A 25,388-nucleotide genomic window follows, 5' to 3' on the forward strand; every position below is an offset into this window, starting at 1 on the left:
TCTTTATTAAGAATAATATCCAAAGTTTAATAGTACTAAGAGTGTGTTAATAGCAAGACTAGCAATCAGTAAATTAAAAACAAATTTTGGTTTCATTTGGGCTAGAATTGAAGCGTTAAATGTCATACATATAATCACACAAACTGTTAGCTGAATCACCTGCATCAAAGATCGCTCTTGCATTAAGATATACATCGCAGCTACGGACCCTAAACAACTAGAAAGAATTATCATTAATGGGATGTAAGCCATATACATTTCTCTGAAATCTTTTAATAGTTTTGAATACATAACGTGTTGTTTTAAAGTTATATTCAAAGATATTTCGGGAAGCGGCGTTCAGTTTATGACCTTAATCATAAAGGAGAAAAATTTTATCGATATATTTTTCTGTCTTTTATCAATAACTCTCCTTTTTGTTCTAATTTTTTTACTGCTCTGATGACGGTTTCTACTCGCAGACCGGTTAAATCAGCTAATTGCTGTCTAGTAAGTTCTATTTTATAAGGTGAAATATTGGTAGTGTTATTCTGATTATTCTTTTTAAAATAATCTAAAATTCTAAGAATACGATGTTCTGGTTCTTGAGTAGATATTTCAGAAACCATCATGGCTTTGTAATACAGACGCAAAGCCAATGTACTTGTAAATTTATGATGAATTGTAGGGTTTTCTTCTAATACTTTTAAAAAGTCACTTTTGGGTAACTGCCATACTTTTACATCGGTGATGGCTTCCGCATTTGCAGGGTATTTGAAATCAGCAAAAAGAGGAGGCTCTCCAAAACTTTTTCCAGTATCAAAAATACCCTGAATATATTCTTTACCGTCATCATTAAAATTATTCATTTTAACCTCACCGGTTTGTACCTGATAATAATAGCGCGCAATATCACCTTCTTCAAAAAGCTGTTCATTGCGTTTGTATTCTTTTAGGATTGCACCAGCATCTTCTAGGATGTTTTGATCAATCATAAGGTATTATTTTTTAATTAGGGTATAGATCATTTAAATCGATATCTTGTGATAATACCTTTTAGCTTATTCTTTAAATCTTCTCCAGAATCATACACCATTTGTTCATTTGTGGGAAACTGAATTGCCTGTAATCCTAAATATCGAGTTAAATCAGTATCCAATGCGCGTTTATCACCATTATAGTTAGCATACACATGTTCGAAAACGTAGGTGCTGGATAAAGGGAAGGCATCCAGTAATTGTTTAGTATTAAGGTTTTTATACTGTACATTTCCAACTACCTGTGCTTCCTTAAATTGTATAAACTCATAGTACTCACATCGTACTGTGACCATTTTATCTACTTTGATTTTTTTACCATCTTCATCTAGTACAAAATCATCATTTTCATCTAATAAATACTCCCAGCCATCTTTAATTAACTTTTCCTTTTCTAGTTGTCTTTCTCTAATTTGTTCAGGAGAGATATTTATTTCTCTAAAGGATACTTCCATTAAGTAATCATATTTAATGGAACGTTGAGGCTCATTATGATATACTGTCCAAAGATCATTTAGTCCGTATGTGCTAAAATTTAGTAAATCATCTTCTAATCTTCTTGGAATAATAACATTAGTTCGATTCTTCATGGCAACCTTAACAAAATCAGTTCCTTTATAATGGGCTTCCTCAATCAGATCATTTGTGTTTTTATAATTGGGACTAATCTTGTTTAGATATATTAAGTCATTATATACATCGCGATAATCCGTTTTTCTTTTTGCATTAGCGAGTAATGACTTCGCACTGTTATATAGATAGGTTGATAATTTTTCTTTTGTATCCAGAATTCTTTGATCGTAATTATCAAAAGAAAAATTAACGGTACGTCCTTGCTCTACGTGATAAAGAGGTAACAAAGGGCGAATACGTTCCTGTCTTTTTTTTAGGGTATTATAGCAATTGTACATTCGCTCTAAATTGGCTGGATTCCCTTCTTTTTCAAGAAATGTAATAGCATTGAGATCTCGTTCTACAGCTTTTACAAATGCCTCTTCTAATATAAGAATGTAATCTTGCTTTCCTTTTTTATTTTTATTAGTTCTTAATTTACTGAGTGAAGTATTGATCGCCTGATCATAGTTCCCTGTGTTTAGGGCGGTAAAAGTCTTTTTTTTACTTCCACAAGAGAATGTAAAAGCAGTAATTAGGAGTAAAAGTAGAATTCGTTTCATAATTTAATACGTTTGGGGGGACACCTATCCAATTTTGATGCCAAAAGGTAACAAAAAAACCTCAAAGATGTTTTTTTGAGGTTTTTTTATATGAAGCGTTATTATTTTTATTTTTTAAATACTGGGAGTAACTTAGTAGAAACTTCACCAAAACCAATTCTCACGCCATCTTTTTTACAATGACCTCTAATGATAACAGTATCATTGTCTTCGATAAATTTACGGCTGCCACCTTCTTTAAGTTGTACTGGTTTTTCTCCTCTCCAGCTTAATTCTAACATAGAACCATAAGAATCAGGAGTCGGTCCAGAAATAGTTCCACTACCCATCATGTCTCCAGAATTAACCGGACATCCATTTACAGTATGATGCGTTAGTTGTTGTGCCATATTCCAATACATATGCTTAAAATTACTTTTGGAAACTACAGTTTCTTTGGCTTTTTCGGGTTGTATGGCAACTTCTAAATTGATATCGAAACTTTTATCTCCTTTATACTGAAGGTAAGGAAGTTGTTCTTTTAAAGGTTTTGGTCCTGCAACACGATACGGTTCTAAAGCATCAAGTGTAACAATCCACGGCGATATGGATGAAGCAAAGTTTTTAGCCAGAAAAGGTCCTAAAGGTACATATTCCCATTTCTGAATATCTCGTGCACTCCAGTCATTAAATAACACCAACCCAAAAATATAATCTTCAGCTTCATCTATAGGAATAGGTTCTCCAAGCTGATTTGCATCTGTAGTAATAAAAGCCATCTCCAATTCGAAATCTACTAATCTAGAAGGCCCAAAAATTGGATTTTCTGTACCATTTATTAATTTTTGTCCTTGTGGACGATGCACGGGAATTCCTGATGGAATTATAGAACTACTACGTCCGTGATATCCAACAGGTATGTGTAACCAATTAGGAAGTAAAGCATTGTCAGGATCTCTGAACATGGTACCTACATTGGTTGCATGCTCAATACTACTATAAAAGTCTGTGTAATCTCCTACAGTCACAGGTAATTGCATTTCTATTTCATCTAATGTAAATAGAACAATCTTAGTATGGTCTTTGTTGTTTTTTAACGAATCGTTTTCTGCATCAAAAATATCGGCAATACGATTACGTACTAATCTCCATGTTTTTTTTCCATCAGATATAAAGTCGTTAAGAGAATCTTGTAAGAATATATCATCGGTCAGTGGAATTCCTTCAAAATAGCCAAGTTGATGCAGTGCACCAAGATCAATAGCAGTATCTCCGATTCTGGTTCCTATAGTAATGACATCATCTCTGGTAAGAAAGACCCCAAAAGGAATATTTTGAATTGGAAAATCAGTATTCGTAGGAGTTTTAATCCAGGTTTTTCTATTTGGGTTATTTGCAGTTATGGGCATTATCGTTTTTTTAATAAGTTGTTGGTACTTCTCATCATCAAATATATAATTTTAGAATGTTTTAAATATTTTATTTATGTGAAAGTTAATTAAAAAATATGATATTTCTAATTGTGAAGAAAATGTTCATATTTATTAATATTCCATCAGCTTATTTTAAGGAATGTTCATACTTTTGGGCATCTATTTTATAAAAAAAACAACATGCAACGCGACGAACAAATTTTTGATTTAATTCAGGACGAAAAAGAACGTCAGATTAACGGGTTAGAATTGATCGCTTCAGAAAATTTTGTAAGTGAACAAGTAATGGAAGCAGCTGGTTCTGTATTAACAAACAAATATGCAGAAGGTTATCCTGGAAAACGCTATTATGGAGGTTGCTCTGTAGTAGATGTAGTTGAACAAATAGCAATAGATCGTGCTAAAGAATTGTTCGGAGCTGAATATGCTAATGTACAACCACATTCAGGATCTCAGGCAAATACGGCAGTATACCACGCTTGTCTTAAACCTGGTGATAAAATTTTAGGTTTTGATCTTTCTCATGGAGGACATTTAACACACGGATCACCAGTTAACTTTTCAGGTAAATTATACAATCCTGTTTTTTACGGAGTAGAGAAGGAGACCGGTAGATTAAATTATGATAAAATACAGGAGATTGCTACTGCAGAGAAGCCACAACTGATTATCGCTGGAGCATCTGCATATTCTAGAGAGATAGATTACAAAAGATTTAGAGAAATTGCAGATAGCGTAGGAGCTATTCTTTTTGCAGATATTGCGCATCCTGCTGGTTTAATTGCCAAAGGAGTGATTGCTGATCCTGTTCCTCATTGTCATGTAGTAACTACTACAACTCATAAAACATTAAGAGGTCCAAGAGGAGGACTGATCTTAATGGGTAAAGATTTTGAAAACCCTTTCGGAATAACGTTGAAAAGTGGTAAGAAGCGTATGATGTCTTCTTTATTAGATAGTGCTGTGTTTCCTGGAAATCAGGGAGGTCCATTGGAGCATATTATTGCTGCCAAAGCGATTGCTTTTGGAGAAGCATTAACTGATGAGTTTTTGAATTACATCATTCAGGTAAAGAAAAATGCAGCTACAATGGCAGAAGCTTTTGTGAAAAAAGGATATCAAGTTATTTCTGAAGGTACAGATAATCATATGATGCTGATCGATTTACGTAATAAGGATGTAACAGGAAAGCAAGCAGAAGAAGCGCTTGGTGTTGCAGAAATTACTGTAAATAAGAATATGGTACCTTTTGATGATAAATCTCCATTTGTAACTTCAGGGATTCGTATTGGTGTTTCTGCAGTAACCACACGTGGATTAAAAGAGAACCATATGCTAGAAATTGTAGAATTAATTGATAGAGTAATCAATAATGTCGAGAATGAAGAAGCATTGCTAGATATTGCTAATGATGTACACGCTATGATGGCAGATAAACCATTATTTGTTGCATAATCTGTTTCAAGATATTTAATTATGAAATGCGTGACTTTTTAGTCACGCATTTTTGTTTTTAAGAAAGTCTGCTAATAGATATAGTATTTTGTTATAAGCACAGTTTTACACTATTTTTAGGATCGAATAGGAAATTATCGTAGTATTAAATGTCTAACTTTGTTTTTATAAATGGTAACAATCCACTTTATAAAAGAAATAAACGCAATTATTGTTATACAACAGTTGCCACCAATTATGAAGAACATCCTGCTAATATTAATAATCCTTTTTTCAAATCAAGCTTTTAGTCAAGAAAAATTAGACGAAGAGATTGATAAAGGAATAGATTTATATCAAGACGGAAAAGAAAATAAAGCTTTAAAAATCTGGAAAAAGATTGAGAAAAAAGCAGATAATCCTTCATCAACTTATGGAACTACTTTAGGAAATATACTATACTATTATATAGAAAAGGATGATGAAAAAAATATACTGACTTACTATCAAAAAATAATTGATTCCGATTTAGACGATAAAGACACAAATAATGAAATCGGGAAACCTTATAAGAATTATCGTTATCACGCAACTATGCGATTAGCCAGCTATTATGGAAAAAAAGACGAATTTGAAAAAGGTTTAAATTATGTTGAAAAAGCTGATAATGAAATTGCATTTGAGACAACTTCATTAACCTCTTTTATTTTTCATAAAGTAGATTTAGCATTTTGGAAATACAGATTTTTAAATGATTTAGGAGAAAAAGACAAGGCTGTTTCAAAGTTAATTGAGCGAGCATTTGAATATGATTACAAATCAATGTATCCAAATTGGGCAACAGTTTCGCCAAGTAATGACGAAACCGAATTAGCCGAAACGATATGTTCTGAATTTGATGATTTGAAAAACCTGAAATCTCAAATTGACAATGGAATTGAAAACCTGATTTTTGACAAACAAAGGAGACTAATAAAATTAAAAGTTAACGAAATCGATTACGAAGTAAACTTATATTCTGAATTGAATGACGAGGAAAAATGTAAGTCATATCTTAAAGACTCATTCTTTTATAAATATTTGAGTGAAAAAATGAAAAACTAAACTGGTGGGAACAATTAGTATATTGCATATGCCGCCTACGGCAGGCAAACGCAATATATAAGAAACGTTAGCAATAATTGAAAAATGAAGTTTGAAGAAATATATACCGGAAGATTAATTTTAAGAAAACTTACTCAAGAATGTTTCGATTATATACATTCTGAAATGACCCAAGCTGAGCAATTGGAAATCCTTGGTCTAAAATCTAATGAAGAGTTATTGAAAGAAAAAGAAAAATATAAAAATGGTCTTTCTTCACATAACAAAAAATTTCTGTACTATCAATTAATTGACAAAAAAACAAAGGAGATTATTGGTTGGTGTGGTTTTCATACTTGGTATACTGATCATAATCGAGCCGAAATTGGATATGAATTGTTTGATGACAACTATAAAGGTCAAGGTATAATGTCTGAAGTGATAGCATTAACTGTTAATTATGGTTTTAGAAATATGGATTTAGAAAGAATAGAAGCGTTTGTTGGCCCAAATAACACACCTTCCATAAAATTATTAAAAAGGATGAACTTTAAAAAAGAAGGACTTTTAAAATACCACTATTTCCATAATAATAGAATGGAAGATTCAATAGTTTTTGCTTTATTGAAATCTGAATATAAATAATTATTGCTAACAAAGCCTCACAGAACTGAACGAAATAAGAGTAGAAAAAGAGAGAGGATTATCATTACTGTCGAAGTCTAAAGCTTCACCGTGTATACAAACCTTAATTCTCTCTTTTGTTCTTTCTGACTTAACACTTAAATCTATTGAAAATCAAACTTAAGACGTGAATAAAAAATAGTTAATATTGGTTAACCGAGAGGTTTGTGAATATTTGCTAAGACCGCCAAATTCTTAATTTGGCTTTTTAGATTGATAAGTTAAAACAAAACATAAAAATTCGACTCTGTGTTAACCCGAAAAGTTAGCGTCTTTTTATACGCTACATTTCATACACAGACCATAATACTTTATTAGATAAAACCACTAAAATTATTAACATGGCAGTATTAGAAACACTTAAAGGGCTAGACGTATTCTTAAATATTTTGAAAAAAATTATAGGAATAAATAAAGAGTTAGATCAACACCAAAAAGACCTAATAATAACCTTGGGTAAAGCCGCTCGAAATACGCAAGATGCGATTGACAAACTTAGAAAAGGTACAAATACAATTTCAGAATTGGAAACAACAATTGCTAATCAATGGGTTGAAGCCGCTGCATTACTAAAAAACGATGATAAAGAATTAGCCCTCAAATTGTATAAAAAAGGACAAGCATGGACAGGCGCAAAGGATTGGACTTCTGAAGACTTTAAAATAGCAAAAGCAAATATTGAACTTGTAGATGCGTATGTAGAGAAGATAATCTTGAAGAATGAAGATCTAATTGTATAAAAACAGCAAAAGCATACAATGTATAAAAATGCATTAAAATACATTTTATACAAGACCATTGTGCTTCATTAATAATAAGAATAATTAATTTTTGAAAAAATAAAATATGGCTACAATCAATACGTATTTAAGCTTTATGGGTAACACGGAAGAAGCATTTAATTTTTACAAATCAGTATTTGGTGTTGAATTCGTTGGTGGAATCAGACGCTTTGGAGATATGCCTGATAATGAATTAATGTCGGAAGCAGACAAACAAAAAGTAATGCATGTCGGTTTACCAATAGGCCCTGGGAATTTCCTTATGGGGACGGATGCACTTGAATCCATGGGACAATCGCTAACATTTGGAAATAATTATTACATATCTATTAGTCCAGAGAGTAGAGAAGAAGCTGTTAAACTATTTAATGGACTTTCATCAGGAGGAACGATAACATCGCCACTAGAGGATACATTTTGGGGTGCGTACTTTGGGACATTTATAGATAAATTTGGAGTGCAATGGATGGTGAATTATCTTCAAGCAACAAATTAAAAAACGAAGCACAACACCTTGTATAGTTTATTGCAGTTTTGTATCACACCAAAATCATAGCCAATACATTAGTATTAATTAGTGAAAAATGAGAATACCAAAAATAAAAGGAATAATTGATAGGCGAATTCTTATTAATTATCAAGTTGATAAAGAAGTTTTGGGAAATTATTTACCAGAACCATTTAAACCTAAGTTGGTTAATAGAAAAGGTATTGCAGGAATATGTTTAATTAGACTAAAAGAGATCAGACCAAAAGGACTACCTAAACAAATCGGAATTTCCTCTGAAAATGGTGCTCACAGGATTGCTGTTGAATGGAACGAAAAAGGAAAATTAAAAGAAGGTGTTTATATTCCTAGAAGAGATACTTCTTCAAAACTAAACTCTTTAGCTGGAGGAACTATTTTTCCTGGAGTTCATCATCTTGCTGATTTTGAGGTTAATGAATCTAATGGAAATTATAATGTGGCTTTTATTAGTGATGACGGAACCTCTTTATCAATTGAAGCAAGTGAAACTGGCAATTGGAATGAGGAAAGTATATTTGAAAACCTACATTGTGTTTCAGATTTTTTCGAGAATGGCTCAATTGGATATTCTCCTCACAAAAATGACTTTGATGGATTAGAACTCAAAGCATACAACTGGAAAGTGTCTCTTTTAGATGTTAATAAAGTTCAATCTAGTTTTTTTGAGAATACGGATATTTTCCCAAAGGGTTCTGTGCAATTTGACAACGCTCTTTTGATGAAAGATATTGAACACGAATGGATTGGATTAGAAAAAATAAAAACGACCGCTAACACCATATAGTAAGTCTCTTAATGAACAGTAACATTTGACCAAAATGAAACTTCGAGTTTTAATCACATTACTTTTAATAAGTATCAGTTGTAAAAACATGACTGAAAAAGAAAATGAACAATTACAGATTATAGCGGATTCAACTGAATTGAAAGTTAAAACTACCGAAGAATCAGGCAAAAAAAATATTGCTAAATATGTGTTTATTCAACCGAACGTAGTACACAATTTACCTATTGGAAATAGTAAAATTTTCTATATGAAATAAAACCGAATGTTCCCCATTAAAAAAATCACGTATATATACCCATAGTTTCTCTTAAGCCTTGTTACTACATTGTATATCGAAAATGATGTATAAATTCTCTAGCTTCATTAAAAAGAGTTTTTAGGTTGTTTTTAAGTTCTAAACAAAAATTAATCTATACGTTTTTATGGTTGAATCTACTAAAATTAAACATGTTGTTGTTATGATGTTTGAAAATCGTTCATTCGACAGTATGTTAGGGTATTTATACAAAGACAATAACAATAAATCTCCCTTAGGACATCCTTTTGAAGGATTAACAGGTTCAGAAAGCAATCCCGATAGTTTAGGTAACGAAATCAAGGTGTTTCCTATTAAGAAAGATGATCCGTACGCTTATTTTATGCCGAAAAAAGATCCAGGAGAAGGTTTTGCTAATACTAATTTTCAACTTTTTGGCGCTGGACAACCTCCATTTCCAGAAGGAATAGAGGATAATCATGGATTCGTACGGGATTTTCAGAGTAGCATTAACAATGAAAAACTTGAGGAGAAAGAAGAAATAGATGATCCATTATTGATCCATAAAAAGAAAAAAGACTCCAATAATAGTTACGACAACTATGATAAGTATCACAGTGATGATTATAAAAAATGGTACAAATCACCACCTCCATCGGAGCACACTTCCGAAGTTCCAGATTTAATGACTGTTCAACCAAAAGATATCATGGGAATATACACTCCTGAGATGCTTCCTGTCCTTTCTGGTCTTGCCAAAGGGTATGCTGTGTGTGATCATTGGTATTGTTCTGCGCCCACTGAAACGCTTCCGAATAGAGCATTTACACACATGGGAACTTCACAAGGGTATTTATATGATGAAGTAAAATCATACAGTGCAAAAAGCATCTTTAAACACTTGACCGATCATAACCTATCTTGGGGGATTTTTGGAAATAATGGTAATCCATATACACTTTCTTTTTGTCAAGATATCCAAAAACCATATCCAGCAGGTTGCATGACAGGAAGTTTTGAGACGTTTCAATCTTCGTTAATCGAAAAAACACTTCCTACATATACCTTTCTTGAACCGGTTTGGGGATCAAAAGGAAACAGTCAACACCCAAATTATAATGTAGCCGAAGGAGATGCTTATCTACTTCAAATATATAAAGCACTGAAGTCTTCTGAATATTGGGAAGAGACATTGCTTATCATCACATACGACGAACATGGAGGCTGTTATGATCATGTAACTCCGCCTACAAATGCAACTTCTCCTCCAGCAAAATCAATAGCTTTTGATTTTGACTTCACTCGATTTGGAGTTCGTGTACCAACGGTTTTAATTTCTCCGTGGATTGAGGCCGGAACTGTATATCGTACAAAAAGTGATACACCTCTTGATCATACTTCAATTCTGGCAACGCTCGAAAAGTGTTTTGATCTACCGCCATTAACAGAGCGGGATAAAGCGGCTCCAGATATCACAGATGTACAAAAACTTGCTGTACCAAGAATCGACGATCCACTAGAAGGGGTTATTGCTCCAACTGCTAATTTATCCATTAAAATAGAACCACACGCCTCTCAAATTCAGAAAATGCATGCAGGAGCACTAGCAGAAAAGGCTTCGCGTGAAACAGGTAAAACAGTGATACCTCCAAGTTTTAATACAGGAGATGAAGCCTCCCAATACATTAATGAAATGCATAAACGGTATTATGGGGATTAACAAACACTAACTATAGCACCTATACATTATGTCGAAGTAATGTCAATAGGTAGCGTTAAGAAATAGTGAATAAGAGTTCGTGAAAAGTGATGTAATCATTATGCTATCCAATAGAAATTACCAATTTATAAATCTAATAATTAAGCCTAAAATAAATTCAAAAAATGAGTATACTTAATACAATTACCGTAAAAAATAGTTCCAATCTTGATCCAAAAAAATATACCGTTTGGGTAGCAGGTTTTATTGAACAAATGAGCAATGCAAATCCAGTGTATTGGTCTTTGCAATCAGATGGTACATTTGCGCTGTCTACAGATGGGAATTCACCATTTATTGAGATAAATGATGGAATTAAAGTGAGCGTACCAGATGTTCCAAATTATGGTAACAATCGATTAGTTTTTACAGTTACGAAAATTGATTCCAAAGCTCCTGGTGCACTTTCATCTGTCACAGGATATACGGCATATCCATTTCCTGGTGTACCTGGAGTATCTCCTTCAGGGCCATACGACATTTTTGAATTTGGTCCGAATGCACAGTATGATGTTTCTGCCGTAGACTCTTTTGGAATAAACCTTTCATTCACAGTAAAAAATGATCCGTTGACTTATGGACCTGTTACTTCATTTACAAGAGCACAAATTGGTACTGCTTTTAAGTCTTTTATGGAAAACGATCCATTAGGTAGTAACGGGTTTGGACAACTACTGTATACAAACCCAACGAGTAAAGGATATCCTGATGTAATTGAAGAACAATTTTCAGCAATTGTTTCACCAAAAGACTGGTTGGCAATATATCCATCCGCAACAGGGTTGCATGGATATTGGGATGCAACAATCAAATCGTTCTTTAAGAAAGGTAATCAACTTAATCTCTATTTGAACGCTGCAAACGTTGGTAGGTATTCTGGAACTTCTGATGGTACTAAATATACACTTACTGGTCCGGCATCGGCTAAAGAGGCAGATAAATTTACCATTATAATTCCTGCTTCGGATTTTTCTGGCAATCAAGGATTTATCCAAGCAGTTCGGGATATTAAATCTGGCGAAACAGAAATGGAGTATAAAACTTTTAATCAAATCGAAGCTGCAATTTTTGAGGCTACATCTCGCGGTGTTCTTCTGGATGGTGTGGTTGCAAAAGGGACAAAGATCACCGACGATTACAGTTCTGATGCATGGACAAAAGTCTCTAACTGGTATACTACGCACAAGAATGCCTATAACAAAGAGGATAGTGTTTATGACGCCTATGCTAAATTTATGCACAACGGAACGATTACACCCGATAAGAAATCTCCGCAAAACATCTTTGGGGTGAATGGCGCAGGAAGTTTTGGGATGGCTTATGGTTTCAGTCTGGATGAGAGTCCAAATGTTAGCAAAAACTGGACAACCGCCAACAATGTTTCATCTAAACCCACATATACTATTGGAAGCGGACAAGATGTGACTCTTGTTATCGGACCTTGGATACCGGCCAAAAAGAAATCACCTAAAAGCTAAAGAATAAAAATACAACTATAACTATAACAATATTGATTATAACGTACAAACTTGATCTTATGAAGTATACAATCCTAATTAGTAGTGTTTTACTACTATTTTGTTCAGCGATATTTGGCCAAAACACGCTTCCTTCGAAAACCACAGGCTATGTGAATTTTAATGTGGGAGCTTCAGAAATTATACCTCAAAAAGAATATGAACGGCAAGGTGTAACTTTATTTGGCTGTAATACCATTGTATCGAATGAGGGACTTGAATATTGGAGTGAAGCACCAAATGGTTTGGAGTGGAATACAAGGGATCAAGTATTTGCAAATCTGCCTTATGGCTATCAAATAGACGAAAAAACTAACGCACCATATTATGTTTCTAAATATTACATTGCTTCACCACCAGTTTTTCATAGAGATAAAGATGGTCAAACCACAGCTAATACCCTATATGATATTGGTATTGTAACACCACATGAATTTGTTTTTGAAGGAGAGAAACCTGTGCAACACGTATATCTGGATTATGATATTTTAAAACCTGTAAAAATCAAGTACATTCCTGTTGTTTTTGATGCTTCTTTTGATTTATGGAAGGTAGATGTAGTTCCTTTTACAGTAGAATCTAAAGACTTTCCTTGGTTAGATAAAAATCTTTATAGTGACGCTAGAAATGCCTCTGGTATTGGATCTTTAAATAGAAAAATTCCTCCATTAACAAGATTATTTTTACCGTATTATGAAGATGAGTCTGCTACTAATCAAGATAAACACTTTTTAGATTTCGAAGTAACTATCTTAAATGATATTCTTTTTCATCATGAAATATATTTTAAAATTGATGGAGAAAAAAGATATTCGATCAATCTAAAAGAGTTTTATAACAAACACAAAAATGATAAAAAAATGGAAATCACCTTGTACTGTGATTATCGAGATGAATTACCTTGTGGTTGCAAGGATCCGGAATCAGAAGGATTAAATAAAAAAGATGATAAATAACATAATCCAGATTCTTAGAATATAATGAGATAGAAATATTTATAGTTGTTTATATGAGCTTATCGAAGTTTTAGCCTTTTAATTTCTAAAATATCTTCAACAAGCTCATATAGACAATTTCATTTTTTTAAGAATGCCCCCAACTATCAGGGTCATTACTATTATTAGGTGATAAACCAATAATATCTCCATGTGTATTTACACCAAGTCCTACTACTGTTCTGTTTACATAATTAAAATAGCTGACTACCTGATTGATTTCAAGTACTTCACCATCAGTTAGATTATGTTTCTTAAGGTTCTTAATATCAGATTTTGTAATTGTATTATGAGATAATGTCAATTTTTTAGCATATCCCATTCCCTCCAGATATTGATCGCTGAAAACAGTATCTAGTTTATCATTCTGTATGCATGTTACGATCTGATCAAATTTAGTATCATCAGCTAACAACCGTTTTAATCCAGCAGCGTGATGTTCTACACAATAATCACATTGGTTTAGATGACTTACATAAACTCCAAGTGTTTCCAGGTACCATTTTGGTAAGGTGTTATTGGAATTATGCAATACATTTTTATACAATCCCATATGTCCAACTAAAGTGTGAGGGCGCAAACTATGAATGGATAATACATTGTCTATGTTGTTGTTAGGTCCTTTTACTCTATCATATATTCGTTTTAGTTGTCCAGTAGCATTTTCGAATGATATTTCGTTTATCCAACTCATAATTATGTATTTGCTTCTTTAAAGAACGATCCTTTTTTATTAAATAAAGCGGTAACCAATATGATAAAAGATCCGATCATAATAGAAACATCCGCCATGTTAAATATTTCAGTTTTTATGATGCCCAAATCCATAATCATAAAATCAGTTACAGATCCATGAACAATACGATCATAAAGATTACCAATTCCACCACCAATAATAAAAGTGAAACCAAGGACTGTCTCTTTAGAATAGTTCGTTTTAATAAGGATAAGTCTTAATAGGAATAATAAAACAATGATTGGTAATATTTGTAAAAGAAGTATTTTTAATATTGGAGCTAAGTCGGATCCCAAACTGTAAGCAGCACCACGGTTTTCTACTTTAGTAAGTACAAAGTTATCTTTGAATACTTCTATTCTTGCATCTTTTTCAATTGTGTTCCTAACAACATTTTTAGAAATCTGATCGCATCCAATGTTTAACATTACTAAAGATAGTACAAGCAATATTCTTATTCTTCCAGTTATTTTCTTCATTTTTAACTTAATTAACGATATAATTTTTTAAATGTAATAGGAAAAGACTATTAATCCCTATGTTTCCAGTACTTTTTATAGTCAGAAAGAGAGAAGGCCTCATCATAGGATTTTTTATTTATGGTGTTTTTCTCGTTAGAATCATAATCTATACGTATTTTCCAAGAGCCATTTTCCATTTGAAGTAATACGTGAAATTGTCCATAAGAATACTTCGTTTCGTCTTTATCATTTTTATAGGTAACTCTATAAATACCACGATCTGATACTAATGAGTCCGAGGTTACTCTTTCGAATAATCTAAAGTCTATGGGTGACGCTTTCCTTTTAGGATCACTCCAGCGTTTTTTGTAACCTTCCAGATATTTTTTTACATTTTTAATTTCCCCACCATTACCGCCAGATATTCTGATCATTTCTTTACTATGTATGGATGCAAATAAAGGATAATCTAATTTTTCAAAAGCTTCAGAGAAATTGCCATACATATCTTGATTGATCTTTTTATGTAAAGACTCTTCTTGGGCAAAAGAGGAAGCACCAAAGAACAAAAGAAAGAAAGGAATAAACGCGTATCTTATTTTTGACATAATTTTACTTTTTCTATTCTATTAAACCGTATTCGTGAAATAATTTAAAACTCTGATGTATAATTTTATTAAAATTATCTACAGGACGATTAGCTAACATAACATAAGTAATTTCTTTTTCTGGAAACGAAATAAAGAAAGCTCTAAAACCTCCTTGTGAACCTGTATGTGAAACTATTTTTGTAGTAATCGTGGTATCGATATTTGATCGTAAAATCCCTTCGGTTCCTATAAACCAGCTGTAACCAACATTAGGAAGAACTGCATCATTCCAGTTCTTTGGATTAAAGACTGTTCTTGATTTATTTATTGTTCTCTCAGATAAGAAAGTATTGTTTCTTAAGGAGATTTCATAGTTAGCTAATTCATTTACAGAACTCCAAATTCCTCCATTTCCTGAAGCTGCAAAAGTGGGTACTTCGCCATAATCAGATTCTTGAAAAGTTCCAGTATGGTCTTTATAATATGCGTGAGCAACATTGTTTTTTGGATGATCTCCATCGGTTATTTTGCTAGTGTTCATTTCAGAAGGGACAAAAATATTATCGATAATAAATTGCTGCCATTTTTGTTTTGCTACTTGCTCGATAATTAATGCTAGTCCATTATAAGCGGGATTAGAATACATAAACTTTTTACCAGGTTCAAAAAGTAAAGAATCAGCACGTTTTATGGGTTCAAAATTTGCAGTGTCTTTAGCAGTGATAAAAAAATCCATGTTTTCACGAACATTCCTCAAATCAGGTAAACCGGAGGTATGAGAAAGTAAATGTTCTATTTTTATCTTTTTTGCAATTTCTGGGTTGTCAAAATCTGGAAAATATTTATAAATACTATCTTCAACAGATAAAAGCCCTTTTTCCTGAAGTATTAATATCCCATTAGAAACAAAGGTTTTAGAAATGGAACCCGTATTAAATACGGTGTTAGGAGTTATCTTTTCTTTTGTTTCAATATTGGCAATACCATACCCTTTTTGGAATAATTTAATATCTCCTTTTATTAGAAGTACCGCTGCTCCAGGCTCATCTATTGTGAATTCTTTAGAAAAAATAGCATCTAGTTCCTTAGCAATAGTTTTTTTGACAGCTAATTTTCGTTGGCCATATGATTGAAAAATAACGCTTAGAAGAACAATAATAAAGAGTGATGATTTGCTTTTGAAATGCATTAGTGTTAATTTTTACTTTGTTTTTCTATATAATACACAAGATACTAAATCTGGGTAATCAGTTAACTTAGGATGGTCAAAAATCTTGACTTTGGTCATTCCTGCTTTTTTCATAATCAACTCAGACTTTAAATTAATTTCTGAAGCAACCGAATAAATACTATCCAAACCCTTTTGATTAAACCCAAAGTCCAAACAAGCTTTAGCACCTTCGGTAGCATACCCTTGATTCCAAACGCTTTTTTTTAACCGCCAACCAATATCTACAAATGTATCTTGATCTTCTAAGTAATTCTGTTCACAGAGCCCGATGAACCCTATAAATTCTTTAGAGTCAAGAATATCCACTGCAAAATAACAGAAACCATTTTTGGTGAACTGTTTCTGCATTCTAAGTATTAACTCTTTTGTGTTTTTTCGGGAAGGTTTAAAAGGAAAAAATTCCATGACATCATCATCATTATTCATCGCTGCGAGCATATCTAAATCATCTAGTGTCCAGTTACGGAAGCCCAATCTTTCAGATTCAAAAATATATGGATTCATATCAAACTAATAATTAAAGTAATTTCAAGATAAATATAAATTGATAATTGGAAAGAAATGGAATATTAATTTAAAAAGATATATAAAACTACCTATTTCGGGTGGGAAGGGTATCATTTTTGTTGGTTACTTTTATACGTTGGTTCCTTATCGAATTTGATGATTAAAAACGAATTTAATTTAAGTTTCTGAAAAACCTAAAACATTATCTGGAGATAAGGTCGTTTTTGTTTGTAATTCAAGCGATTACCCAGGATGATAAGGTTTTAGAAAAGATAAAACCAAAAGGAAACAATCTAGTTTTAATATAGTAGATGTAAATTCCATCTATCAATTAGAACTCAGCAAAAGAATAGATATCTAATTAAAATTCATGAATAACATTAAAAATTTATTTTTAGTCTGCTTATTATCTTTTGGGTTTTTTACATCCGTTTTTGGACAGTTAACGATAAAGGGGAAAGTATTAGAGCAAGAAAGCAATACGCCGATTCCCTATGCTAACATTGGGATAATCAATACAAATAATGGGACAATTTCCAATAGCGATGGAAGCTTTTCTTTAAAAATTTCAGAGCTAAATTCAACTAAAGAAGTTTTGTTTTCTGCTATTGGTTTTGAACTACAATCGATTCCAATAGCTAGGTTAATTGATGGTGAAGAAACTATAATACGTCTCAAAGAAAAAATCACAGCCTTGGATGAAGTAATGATTTCAAGTAGCTCAAAAAAATATAAAGACGAATGGTTAGGCAATCGAAAAAGGCATTTGATGGTGCAAGGTTTAATGCAAGCCGATTCAGCTTCAGCAGGAGGAGCAATGGCACTGTTAATAGATAAAAAGAAAGATTTTAATTATGTACAAAAAGCAGCCTTGTTTATAACTCGGAATACAAGACCTGAATTTAAAGTACGTTTACGTTTTTTAAATGTGGATAAGGCAAATAATAATATGCCAGGAGAAGATTTGTTTGATGAGAGCATTGTCATACAATCAAGTATACAAAGAGGTTGGCTTGATTTTGACTTAACTCAATATAGCTATCGCATCCCACAAGATTCCTTTTTCTTGATGCTCGAATGGATTATAGAAGATAAAGACCGCATTGAGATGTATATGACTACAAAAAAATATGAAGAGGAAAATCCCGACAGAATAAAAAAAGATAGTATTTCTATTGACGGAGAATCGATAGCAATCAAAGAATTTTCGAGCTATGCACCCATTCCAATTATCGCTTTTGGTACTACAAAAACCAAGTCTGATTTGAGAAAATATAAATGCTATTCACGTAGTAGTAGTTTTGCCGAATGGAAAAGGACAGCTAGTATCATTTCAGCTAAAGTATTGATGAGTACTACTAACGATGTGATTATGACAGAGAATCAAGAAGAAACCCTCGAATCTAAAATCGAAAAATGGGGCGAAGCCTTTATAGAAAATTATAACATTCCTGGGATGCAACTATCTGTAAGCTTAAAAAGTAATACACTGTTTTCAAAAGGCTTTGGGTATTCGGATGTTGAAAAAGAAGAGAAAGTAGACTCACAGACACGCTTTAGAATCGCAAGTGTAACAAAACCGATGACAGCAGCTGCCGTAATGAAACTAGCTTCTGAAAATAAATTAGATTTAGATACTGATGTGAGAGCTTATGTCCCTTCTTTTCCAGAAAAGAAACATACACTTACTACTCGTCAATTAGCAGGGCATTTAGGTGGAATCCGTGATTATTATGAAATCAGCATTGATGAAGTGATTAAAAATCCACATTTCGAGAATGCAATCGAAGCGATTAGCATATTCAAAAATGATACGTTAATGTCTAAACCGGGGAATCAATATTTATACTCTTCTTTTGGGTATAATTTAATCGGAGCTGCGATCGAAGGCGCATCGGGACAAACGTATTTGGAGTATATGCAAGATAATATCTGGAAACCGCTTTTAATGTTTAATACGTATGGAGATATTGCAGATAGTACGATGATACATAAAAGTAAGTTTTATTACCCGAACGAAGAAGAAGCAAAACCTTATGATTTAAGTTATGCTCACGCATCAGGAGGTATAATTTCTACAACAGATGATTTATTGAGATTTGGAAATGAAATGTTATATGGTGGACTATTTAAATACAGCTTTTAAAAAAAATTATTCAAAACACAATATACTGCAGATAAAAAACCAACAAACTATGGATTAGGTTGGTATATAGGAAAAGATATAAATGACCAGAAAATTTGGTATCACGTTGGACAAGGGCCTTCTTCAGGAGCTGTTTTAATACTATATCCTAATGACGATATTGTTATTTCTCTTCTTACAAATATGCCGATTTTAGTCAATTCTGATGATGGAATGCCTCTGGAAGTACAAAGGCTTGCGGAGTTGATTTATCAGAAAGAATAAATGTTTCTATGTCATAAAAACAGATTAAAAAAGAATAACAAAAATTTATATAAATGATAAAATTAGAAAAAAGCGTTTGGGTATATATTATTGTATTATTTATACTTACCTATATTTTTCAGATAATTGCGATCTTAAGCGGTGGAGAAGAATCTGTTTTGTTTCCAATATTTGTAGGTCTTTCCATGTTCTTTCCTGGTATCGGAGCAATCATTTATTTGATAAAGAAAAAAGAAGGATTAAAATATATCAATTGGAGAATTGGTAAACCGATACATATTCTGTGTAGCTTATTATTACCAGCTATAATAACGATTTTAGGTATTTTGTTTTTTGAAGAAATTGGTTGGGGAACGAACTATGCATATACCTTAACTGACAATAAAATTGATGCTATTGATATACCCTTACTTTTTGGTAGTGAAGCGCAAAGTTTTCCGTTTTTTATTTTGAATTTTGTAGTAACCGGAATAGGCTTTTCTCTCATAACAAGCTTATTAACTATAGGAGAAGAAATAGGATGGAGAGGCTTTCTTCAGAAGAAGCTACTAGAAAGAAACAGTCTATTAAAATCCTTAGTGTTTCTTGGATTAGTTTGGGGTTTTTGGCATTTCCCTCTAATTATTAGTGGATTCAATTATCCAGAATATCCCGTTTGGGGAGCGTTCTTGTTGTTTCCTATAATAACTGTTTTTATATCTTTTTTTATGGGATGGTTGACATTAAATTCTAAGAGCGTATGGCCTGCTGTTTTTGCGCATGGAGGTATCAATTCCGTTATGATATTTTTATTCGAAATGGATTTTGGTGAACACAAATTCGAGGCTAATTTTGCAATTCTGGGAATATGGAGTGTTGTAGGATTTTTGTCATATCTTTTAATAGCTAATAAACGTAAAATAAGCAGTAACCTTGTTGTTAAAAATGAATCATAGATAAGAATCATTTACAATACATATCGTTTTATAATTTTAAAATATATTCATGAGGAAGTTTATGCTAATTATTTTGTTTCTAATTTCTCTGCATCCAGCTTATACGCAAAATAAAGAGTATTCATCCGTTAATGTAGCAATTAAAAACCCTGAAAAAGTAACTTCGTTTAATCTTAACTGCGAAGAGTTGGAACGTTTTTCCAGCAACATAGAAAAATTACCAAATATAAAATCCCTTTATGTAGTGGATTGTAATTTAAAAGAAATTCCAGAAGGGATAGCAAAGTTAACAAAGCTTACGCTTCTTAATGTAGAAGGTAACAATTTGATTTCCTTGCCAAAAGAACTCATCAAATTAGATAAACTATCGGTTATTAATCTAAGAGAAAACCAGTTTGTAGCGTTACCCAAAGTATTGATGAGTTTACCTAATCTTAGAGAGATAGATTTGGCAGAAAACCCGAAACTTAATTTCCCAAAAGCTTGTCAGGTATTATCTGAAATTAAAAATTTAGATTTCCTATATTTTAGCAGTAATAATCTAAAAGAAATCCCTGATAATTTCACTAACCTAAAGAAGCTTCAAGAGTTACATCTGAAAGATAATCCTGAACTTAATTTGGTTCAGACATTTGATGTTTTATCCAAAATTGAATCTCTCAGGATTTTGGCGCTATCTGATAATGATTTCTACGTATTGCCGAAAAACGTAGGTTCATTAAAAAACCTTGAAGGTTTGATGTTAGATAATAATCCTAATCTTTTAATAACAAAATTGGTATCAGAACTAGAGCGTTTGCCAAACTTAAAGGTGTTATTATTAAGAAATAATAACTTAAAAGAATTACCGAGAAACCTAAAAGGGTTTTTAACTCTTAAAGTTTTAGAGTTGAGTGAAAATAATTTCTCAGAAAAAGAAAAGCATCGAATTCAAGAGCAATTACCAGATACTAAAGTGATTTTTTAATGGTGTTTATGTTTTATTTTAAAAATCCAATAAGTAAAATCCCTATAGTAAACGTCATTCCAATCGCAGTACCTATTAAAATACTTAAAATAATCCTTCTGGTTTGACTGATATTTTTTAGCACTACTTTGGATAGTAGTAATTGACCTAAAAAGATTGGTACTGCATATATTAAGAAAATTACCCAAACAAAAGGTTCTGCTGTCCAATTAAAATCATAATTACCTTCATCGATAAAGAAGAGAAATAATGTAATAAGGATCGAGCTGATTCCTAAAATATATAGTTCTTTGTTTTTGGAAGTGATTGATTTCATTTTAGTTTATTTTTTTAATAAATACTTTTTAATTCCCATCAGTTTCAAAAGTTACACTTTCGTAAGCTCCAATATCTGGTGCTGCACTATTTCTAGGTGTTCCAAGAATATCGTTTCCTGAAGTAGGAGTGGAGGCCTGCCCATTTGCTGCAGAGTCTTCTCCAATATTCAGCATATTATCAAAGGGATCTTTAAAGTCTGGTTCTTCATTGAAAATTGTATTCTCGTATAAATTCGTATTTGTAAAATCATACAATGGATTATCCACAAACTGTCCATTAAAATCATTAAAACGAATTAAACTGTTCTGGAAGTTATAATTAAAAACGGTACCTTCAGCTCTATTGATTCCCAATTCCAGGTTCTCATTTCCATAGATAATACAATTCGTAAAGTTAGCTTCTAAAAGGTCTGTAGCTAGAATTTCTGTAATGTTACCACCTTCATCTCTTACTACAAATAGATTATCAACGGTAACCGATGGAGTATCTCTAAAGCTTGTATCCCAAAAATTGGCAAACGTACAGTGGTTAAAATTATAAGTTCCTCCGAAAGAAGCATATAATGATGATATACCAGCATTGTTAATAACCAGGTTTTCTCCTGATATATTGGCGGTACGAGCTAATATACCATAAGCGGAAGAGTTATAAATTTGTGAATTAGTAATAGTAAGTGTAGGATCGACTCCTCCATCATTAGAATCCATTAATACACCTACTGTAGCATTTTTTATTGTAGCATGATTGATCATATGACCAGTACTACCAGCGGTAAGCCAAATCAATCCCCATTGACCTGGGATATCGCTAAATCCAGGCTCTAACCGATCACTTTCGAAAATCACTTCGTTTTCTAGTGCTTCAGGATCTGTACTGATTTCACCATTAACTAATAAAGTAGCATTATTAGCAGCAATTATGCCTGATCCATCATGAAAATGAATTCTGGCACCAGCATCGATAGTTAATGTCTCGCCAGATGGAATGGCTGCGAAGCCATAAATGACATAGGGTTTCTCGTTAGTGAAATTCAATTCATCGCCTTCTAGAAAAAATCCTTCAATTCGGATTTCTTCCATATTATCATCTTCTCCTAATAGTAATGTTTCTACGACTCCGTTTTCATCTCTCGAAGGAAATAAAAATACAGCGTCTTTAACCAGAGTTACTAAATCCACATCTTGTTGATTTCCATTAGGATCAAAAAGAATTCGATCCGTATATAAAAATTCAAAGTCTCCTGTTTGTTGCGTAATATCCGTAGTCGTTTCTACAAAAACAAAAATACTGTCTTTGGCAAGTACTTGTATATTTTCGAAAGATTTTCCCGGAATACCATCTACATTTAATCGATAGCTAGATGTTTCTCCTTGTTCTAAAGCAATGTTTGGAATTGTAAAATCATCACTTGTTCTATTGTATACTTTAAAGCTATAGGTACTAGATCCAATATTGGTAAATATTGTGTCTAAAAACAAAGTATCGGTGGAGAATTGTAGGTTTCCTGTACTTGGATCAGATTCAAAATCTTTGCGACAAGAACTCCATAAAATGATAATGGCAAGTAAGAGCAGAGTAGATAAATAACGCATTATTTAATTTCTATTTTTGTTAAAATTTGTTAGATAAACTTGATCAAAAAAACATGAATTTTTTGAAAGTATATCAAAGGACTAAATGTATAACTTTTTAATCAGTACTAATATTGCTTTTTTAATAAAAATTTGACAAGATCATCCCTTCTGTAAGAAGTAAAACATTTGTACATTTGTTCATCTTATTTTCAGAATAAGAACTATTTAAACATTTATATTTTAATACGTCAACATAATAATCTCTTATGAGTACATATGATGTAGCCGTAATTGGCTCAGGACCTGGTGGATATGTTGCAGCTATCCGTTGCGCACAACTAGGTATGAAAACTGCAATAATCGAAAAATATTCTACACTTGGAGGAACTTGTCTTAACGTAGGATGTATTCCTAGTAAAGCATTATTAGATTCTTCTCACCATTATGAGCACGCTGTAAAGCATTTTGCAGATCACGGAATTGAGATTCCAGGAGATGTAAAGATCAATCTTGAAAAAATGATTGCACGTAAGCAAGCAGTGGTGGACCAGACAACTGGTGGTATTGATTTTTTAATGAAAAAGAATAAGATAGAGCGATATGAAGGTGTTGGTTCTTTTAAAGATTCCACACACGTGAATATTGCCAAGTCAGATAGTTCAGTAGAAACTATTGAAGCTAAGAATATCATTATTGCCACAGGATCTAAACCTTCTTCATTACCTTTTATCACTATAGATAAGAAAAGAGTCATTACTTCTACAGAAGCATTAAAGCTGAAAGAAATACCTAAACATATGGTTATTATAGGTGGTGGTGTTATCGGATTAGAATTAGGACAAGTATATCGTCGTCTGGGCGCTGAGGTTTCTGTAGTAGAGTATATGGATAGAATTATTCCAGGAATGGATAAAGCTTTATCCAGAGAACTACAAAAGGTGATGAAAAAACAAGGTGTTAAGTTTTATACATCTCATAAAGTGACTGGAGTAAAAGCTACTGCTAAGGAAGTAACAGTTACTGCTGATGATAAAAAAGGAAACCCTGTAGAGTTTAAAGGAGATTACTGCTTGGTTTCTGTAGGACGTCGTCCATTTACGGACGGATTAAACATAGAAGCATCGGGAGTAAAGCTTACAGATAGAGGACAGGTAGAGGTAAATGATCATTTACAAACCTCTGTTAGTAATATTTACGCTATTGGTGATGTAATAAAAGGAGCGATGTTAGCTCATAAAGCGGAAGAAGAAGGTGTTTTTGTAGCAGAAACATTAGCAGGACAAAAACCACATATCGATTATAACTTGATTCCTGGTGTAGTGTACACTTGGCCAGAAGTCGCTGCAGTGGGTAAAACCGAAGAAGAATTGAAAGAAGCTGGAGTTAAGTATAAATCAGGACAGTTTCCTTTTAGAGCATTAGGTAGATCGAGAGCAAGTGCAGACTTAGATGGTTTTGTGAAAATTCTTGCAGACGAAACAACGGATGAAGTTTTAGGAGTTCATATGATTGGAGCCCGTTGTGCAGATTTAATCGCTGAAGCAGTTACTGCTATGGAGTTTAGAGCATCTGCTGAAGATATTAGTAGAATGTCTCATGCACATCCTACCTTTACTGAAGCTATAAAAGAAGCGGCATTAGCAGCTACGGACAATAGACCGTTACACGTATAATCATACAAATAGTAGTTATAAAAAAAGCGAGCATATAGCTCGCTTTTTTTTGTGTTCTTTATTGCGCATTACTACCTATATTACCTTCAGCAACTACAATAGATTCATCATCATTATTAAAAATTTTAATATGGCCATCGAAAACAATTAATTCTTGATAGTTTAAAACTTCATCTTCAATAATTATTTGATTTGATGAGTGATAATGAGTTGAACTTACCATTAAATTAGAATTTTCTAAATTATAAAAGTTGTCAAGTGAAAATGCGATATCACCGCCATTTGATAGTGAACTATTATAGATATTGGCTGTGTAAGATCCTTCTAACTCAGCACCAGTAAGTTGCACACTAATTAGAAAGATATCATCTGATAATGAAGATGAAGATCTTGTAAAAAAAATAGAACCACTAATTCCTGAGTTATTTGCTTCTTCAATTGTAAACTCTTCTATCGGAATACTTTCATCATCGTTATTACAAGATGAACAAAAGACAGCAACAGTAAATAAAAGTAAAATTAGATTTTTCATGTATATAGGTTTTAAGATTTCCCTA

25 protein-coding genes and 1 pseudogene are annotated in these 25,388 nt (G+C 32.6%); 14 read left to right on the forward strand and 12 right to left on the reverse strand.

What is annotated here, in order from left to right; genetic code table 11:
- Positions 1 to 6: 6 nt before the first annotated feature.
- The 4 genes from Q0975_RS21785 to fahA form a co-directional block, all read right to left on the reverse strand.
- Complete coding sequence (locus tag Q0975_RS21785) at positions 7 to 291, reverse strand: hypothetical protein (RefSeq protein ID WP_299440579.1); 285 nt, start codon at positions 289 to 291, stop codon at positions 7 to 9.
- Between the two features lie 83 nt (positions 292 to 374).
- Positions 375 to 974, reverse strand: a complete 600-nt coding sequence (locus Q0975_RS21790) for a Crp/Fnr family transcriptional regulator (RefSeq protein ID WP_299440582.1) — start codon at positions 972 to 974, stop codon at positions 375 to 377.
- A gap of 29 nt (positions 975 to 1,003) precedes the next feature.
- A complete protein-coding gene (locus Q0975_RS21795) occupies positions 1,004 to 2,191 on the reverse strand; it encodes a hypothetical protein (RefSeq protein WP_299440585.1) in 1,188 nt (395 codons plus the stop codon).
- 107 nt (positions 2,192 to 2,298) lie between these two features.
- Positions 2,299 to 3,579, reverse strand: coding sequence for a fumarylacetoacetase (fahA, locus tag Q0975_RS21800; protein WP_299440588.1), 1,281 nt, complete (start codon positions 3,577 to 3,579; stop codon positions 2,299 to 2,301).
- Positions 3,580 to 3,783: 204 nt separating this feature from the next.
- Between fahA and glyA the strand changes: the two genes are divergently transcribed.
- The 10 genes from glyA to Q0975_RS21850 all read left to right on the forward strand — a co-directional run bounded on the left by glyA (position 3,784) and on the right by Q0975_RS21850 (position 13,390).
- Positions 3,784 to 5,058: a serine hydroxymethyltransferase gene (gene glyA, locus Q0975_RS21805; protein WP_299440591.1), complete on the forward strand. Its 1,275-nt coding sequence runs from the start codon at positions 3,784 to 3,786 to the stop codon at positions 5,056 to 5,058.
- A gap of 237 nt (positions 5,059 to 5,295) precedes the next feature.
- On the forward strand, positions 5,296 to 6,141 hold the full coding sequence (locus Q0975_RS21810; RefSeq protein WP_299440594.1) for a hypothetical protein: 846 nt from the start codon (positions 5,296 to 5,298) through the stop codon (positions 6,139 to 6,141).
- An 84-nt stretch (positions 6,142 to 6,225) separates the two neighbouring features.
- The gene (locus Q0975_RS21815; RefSeq protein WP_299440596.1) at positions 6,226 to 6,765 is read left to right on the forward strand and encodes a GNAT family protein; all 540 of its coding nucleotides are present in this window, start codon (positions 6,226 to 6,228) and stop codon (positions 6,763 to 6,765) included.
- Between the two features lie 380 nt (positions 6,766 to 7,145).
- Positions 7,146 to 7,544 carry a hypothetical protein gene (locus tag Q0975_RS21820; RefSeq protein WP_299440599.1) on the forward strand — a complete coding sequence of 133 codons (399 nt, stop codon included), beginning with the start codon at positions 7,146 to 7,148 and terminating at the stop codon, positions 7,542 to 7,544.
- Between the two features lie 106 nt (positions 7,545 to 7,650).
- Positions 7,651 to 8,082 (forward strand): VOC family protein, encoded by a 432-nt coding sequence (locus Q0975_RS21825; protein WP_299440602.1) that lies wholly within the window; start codon positions 7,651 to 7,653, stop codon positions 8,080 to 8,082.
- Positions 8,083 to 8,170: 88 nt separating this feature from the next.
- Complete coding sequence (locus Q0975_RS21830) at positions 8,171 to 8,899, forward strand: DUF2071 domain-containing protein (protein WP_299440605.1); 729 nt, start codon at positions 8,171 to 8,173, stop codon at positions 8,897 to 8,899.
- Between the two features lie 88 nt (positions 8,900 to 8,987).
- Positions 8,988 to 9,158, forward strand: coding sequence for a hypothetical protein (locus Q0975_RS21835; RefSeq protein WP_299440608.1), 171 nt, complete (start codon positions 8,988 to 8,990; stop codon positions 9,156 to 9,158).
- Between the two features lie 166 nt (positions 9,159 to 9,324).
- Positions 9,325 to 10,878: an alkaline phosphatase family protein gene (locus tag Q0975_RS21840; protein ID WP_299440611.1), complete on the forward strand. Its 1,554-nt coding sequence runs from the start codon at positions 9,325 to 9,327 to the stop codon at positions 10,876 to 10,878.
- A gap of 164 nt (positions 10,879 to 11,042) precedes the next feature.
- Entirely contained in the window at positions 11,043 to 12,395 is a 1,353-nt protein-coding gene (locus tag Q0975_RS21845) for a beta-1,3-glucanase family protein (protein ID WP_299440613.1), read from the forward strand.
- Between the two features lie 59 nt (positions 12,396 to 12,454).
- The gene (locus Q0975_RS21850) at positions 12,455 to 13,390 is read left to right on the forward strand and encodes a hypothetical protein (RefSeq protein WP_299440616.1); all 936 of its coding nucleotides are present in this window, start codon (positions 12,455 to 12,457) and stop codon (positions 13,388 to 13,390) included.
- A gap of 127 nt (positions 13,391 to 13,517) precedes the next feature.
- Here Q0975_RS21850 and Q0975_RS21855 read toward each other — a convergent pair whose 3' ends face one another.
- The 5 genes from Q0975_RS21855 to Q0975_RS21875 are packed head-to-tail and all read right to left on the reverse strand — an operon-like array spanning position 13,518 to position 16,951.
- Positions 13,518 to 14,123, reverse strand: coding sequence for a peroxidase-related enzyme (locus tag Q0975_RS21855; RefSeq protein WP_299440619.1), 606 nt, complete (start codon positions 14,121 to 14,123; stop codon positions 13,518 to 13,520).
- Between the two features lie 2 nt (positions 14,124 to 14,125).
- On the reverse strand, positions 14,126 to 14,644 hold the full coding sequence (gene lspA / locus Q0975_RS21860) for a signal peptidase II (protein WP_299440622.1): 519 nt from the start codon (positions 14,642 to 14,644) through the stop codon (positions 14,126 to 14,128).
- Between the two features lie 50 nt (positions 14,645 to 14,694).
- Positions 14,695 to 15,234 carry a hypothetical protein gene (locus Q0975_RS21865; RefSeq protein WP_299440625.1) on the reverse strand — a complete coding sequence of 180 codons (540 nt, stop codon included), beginning with the start codon at positions 15,232 to 15,234 and terminating at the stop codon, positions 14,695 to 14,697.
- Between the two features lie 13 nt (positions 15,235 to 15,247).
- Positions 15,248 to 16,405 (reverse strand): serine hydrolase domain-containing protein, encoded by a 1,158-nt coding sequence (locus Q0975_RS21870; protein ID WP_299440628.1) that lies wholly within the window; start codon positions 16,403 to 16,405, stop codon positions 15,248 to 15,250.
- Positions 16,406 to 16,417: 12 nt separating this feature from the next.
- Positions 16,418 to 16,951, reverse strand: coding sequence for a GNAT family N-acetyltransferase (locus Q0975_RS21875; protein ID WP_299440631.1), 534 nt, complete (start codon positions 16,949 to 16,951; stop codon positions 16,418 to 16,420).
- 373 nt (positions 16,952 to 17,324) lie between these two features.
- On the opposite strand from Q0975_RS21875, the pseudogene Q0975_RS21880 reads away from it, so the two are divergent.
- The 3 genes and pseudogenes from Q0975_RS21880 to Q0975_RS21890 all read left to right on the forward strand — a co-directional run bounded on the left by Q0975_RS21880 (position 17,325) and on the right by Q0975_RS21890 (position 21,266).
- Positions 17,325 to 19,364: pseudogene (locus tag Q0975_RS21880) on the forward strand (serine hydrolase).
- A gap of 53 nt (positions 19,365 to 19,417) precedes the next feature.
- Entirely contained in the window at positions 19,418 to 20,299 is an 882-nt protein-coding gene (locus Q0975_RS21885; protein ID WP_299440634.1) for a type II CAAX endopeptidase family protein, read from the forward strand.
- 49 nt (positions 20,300 to 20,348) lie between these two features.
- Complete coding sequence (locus Q0975_RS21890) at positions 20,349 to 21,266, forward strand: hypothetical protein (protein WP_299440637.1); 918 nt, start codon at positions 20,349 to 20,351, stop codon at positions 21,264 to 21,266.
- A 13-nt stretch (positions 21,267 to 21,279) separates the two neighbouring features.
- On the opposite strand, the gene Q0975_RS21895 is transcribed toward Q0975_RS21890, so the two are convergent.
- Positions 21,280 to 21,582 carry a hypothetical protein gene (locus Q0975_RS21895; RefSeq protein WP_299440640.1) on the reverse strand — a complete coding sequence of 101 codons (303 nt, stop codon included), beginning with the start codon at positions 21,580 to 21,582 and terminating at the stop codon, positions 21,280 to 21,282.
- 28 nt (positions 21,583 to 21,610) lie between these two features.
- Positions 21,611 to 23,176: a hypothetical protein gene (locus Q0975_RS21900; RefSeq protein ID WP_299440643.1), complete on the reverse strand. Its 1,566-nt coding sequence runs from the start codon at positions 23,174 to 23,176 to the stop codon at positions 21,611 to 21,613.
- A gap of 248 nt (positions 23,177 to 23,424) precedes the next feature.
- Here Q0975_RS21900 and lpdA point away from each other — a divergent pair, with 248 nt between their 5' ends.
- On the forward strand, positions 23,425 to 24,831 hold the full coding sequence (gene lpdA / locus Q0975_RS21905; protein ID WP_299440646.1) for a dihydrolipoyl dehydrogenase: 1,407 nt from the start codon (positions 23,425 to 23,427) through the stop codon (positions 24,829 to 24,831).
- Positions 24,832 to 24,889: 58 nt separating this feature from the next.
- On the opposite strand, the gene Q0975_RS21910 is transcribed toward lpdA, so the two are convergent.
- Positions 24,890 to 25,363 (reverse strand): hypothetical protein, encoded by a 474-nt coding sequence (locus Q0975_RS21910; protein WP_299440649.1) that lies wholly within the window; start codon positions 25,361 to 25,363, stop codon positions 24,890 to 24,892.
- Positions 25,364 to 25,388: the final 25 nt, after the last annotated feature.

The sequence above is a fragment of the uncultured Aquimarina sp. genome, from assembly GCF_947500065.1.
Classification (GTDB): domain Bacteria; phylum Bacteroidota; class Bacteroidia; order Flavobacteriales; family Flavobacteriaceae; genus Aquimarina.